At 50.0% G+C, this 1,471-nt stretch carries 10 tRNA genes; all 10 read right to left on the bottom strand.

The features are described from left to right. Positions 1 to 334 precede the first annotated feature (334 nt). Positions 335 to 408, bottom strand: a tRNA-Gly gene (locus tag AC4ED1_RS14605). Between the two features lie 51 nt (positions 409 to 459). Further along, positions 460 to 551 (bottom strand) — tRNA-Ser (locus AC4ED1_RS14600). 8 nt (positions 552 to 559) lie between these two features. Then, positions 560 to 636, bottom strand: a tRNA-Pro gene (locus AC4ED1_RS14595). 34 nt (positions 637 to 670) lie between these two features. Continuing rightward, positions 671 to 747: transfer RNA gene (locus tag AC4ED1_RS14590), tRNA-Leu, on the bottom strand. 11 nt (positions 748 to 758) lie between these two features. Further along, positions 759 to 845, bottom strand: a tRNA-Leu gene (locus tag AC4ED1_RS14585). Positions 846 to 910: 65 nt separating this feature from the next. After that, positions 911 to 985, bottom strand: a tRNA-Gln gene (locus AC4ED1_RS14580). Between the two features lie 27 nt (positions 986 to 1,012). Next, positions 1,013 to 1,089 (bottom strand) — tRNA-Met (locus AC4ED1_RS14575). Positions 1,090 to 1,103: 14 nt separating this feature from the next. Continuing rightward, positions 1,104 to 1,188 (bottom strand) — tRNA-Tyr (locus tag AC4ED1_RS14570). Between the two features lie 3 nt (positions 1,189 to 1,191). Beyond that, positions 1,192 to 1,267: transfer RNA gene (locus AC4ED1_RS14565), tRNA-Thr, on the bottom strand. A gap of 75 nt (positions 1,268 to 1,342) precedes the next feature. After that, a tRNA-Phe gene (locus AC4ED1_RS14560) sits at positions 1,343 to 1,418 on the bottom strand. Positions 1,419 to 1,471 lie beyond the last annotated feature (53 nt).

The following is a 1,471-nucleotide window of genomic DNA, read 5'->3' as shown; positions in this document are numbered from 1 at the left end:
AGGCTATCTTATCACCTATTTTAACGTTATTCAATCACACATACTGAACAAGACCAAGCAAATACAACATTTTACGGAAAACAGTTCGCTTCTACGCTCCAATTCCTCACATTCTCTCAGTTTTTCCCCTATGACAGAATACACGGTTTCAAGCCTACCAAAATCACGATCAATGAAAATGGGGGTCGCAAAAAGAATAGAACCGGGAGAGAGACCCGAAAAATAAAAAAATTTGTCTCGGGATCATTATACCTGAGTTGCGCGAATGATCTAAGTAAAACAAGACAAGCACAAAAATAAAAACCCTTTGAGAAAATACCCAAAGAGTTTCGTATGGAGCGGGCGATGGGAATCGAACCCACGCGACCAGCTTGGAAGGCTGGAGTTCTGCCACTGAACTACGCCCGCAAATGGCTATCTTTGCAACCCACTGGTTTGGGATTAAGAAACCAAAAGAAATGGCGGAGAGAAAGGGATTCGAACCCTTGAGGCGCTGTTAACGCCTACACGATTTCCAATCGTGCTCCTTCGACCAACTCGGACATCTCTCCATAAAAACTGGTCGGAATGCAGGGATTCGAACCCTGGACCTCACGCTCCCGAAGCGTGCGCGCTACCAAGCTGCGCTACATTCCGACGCACACCCGAACCATGACGTTCGGTTTGGTAATGGTGCCGGAGGTGGGACTCGAACCCACAAAATCACGATTTTGAGTCGTGCACGTATGCCAATTCCATCACTCCGGCATATTCAAAATTGGTGCGGTCGAGAGGACTTGAACCTCCACGAGCTTGCGCCCACAAGAACCTGAATCTTGCGCGTCTGCCAATTCCGCCACGACCGCAAATTCGGTCCGCCAAAGCACCCCCTCCTCGGAGACAATGCTTTGAAGGATACCCAAAAACCGCTTGGCTGGGGAGGTAGGGATCGAACCTACGCATGACGGAGTCAAAGTCCGTTGCCTTACCGCTTGGCGACTCCCCATCGGTGCTCATTCATTATTTTAAAGAGTGGTGGCTCGAGAGGGAATCGAACCCCCGACCTACGGGTTATGAATCCGTCGCTCTCACCAACTGAGCTACCGAGCCAAAACAAGTATTTATGGTGGAGGGAGAAGGATTCGAACCTTCGAAGGCGATGCCAACGGATTTACAGTCCGCCCCATTTGACCACTTTGGTATCCCTCCGAGTGGAGCCACCTGCCGGGATCGAACCGGCGACCTCATCATTACGAGTGATGCGCACTACCGACTGTGCTAAGGTGGCGAATATCTTTTTGGGTCTTCAGGAAAGTATCAGGCACACTCCCAAACGCTTCTCTCCACTTTGCCAGATTGTTTATGGTGGCTCGGGACGGAATCGAACCGCCGACACGAGGATTTTCAGTCCTCTGCTCTACCGACTGAGCTACCGAGCCAAATAACACGAAGCGACTGTACCTGTTAAAACAGGTACACTCACATACCCGCA

The sequence above is a fragment of the Effusibacillus sp. SKA8 genome (assembly GCF_058273125.1).
This window is presented reverse-complemented; position numbering and strand designations above follow the sequence as displayed.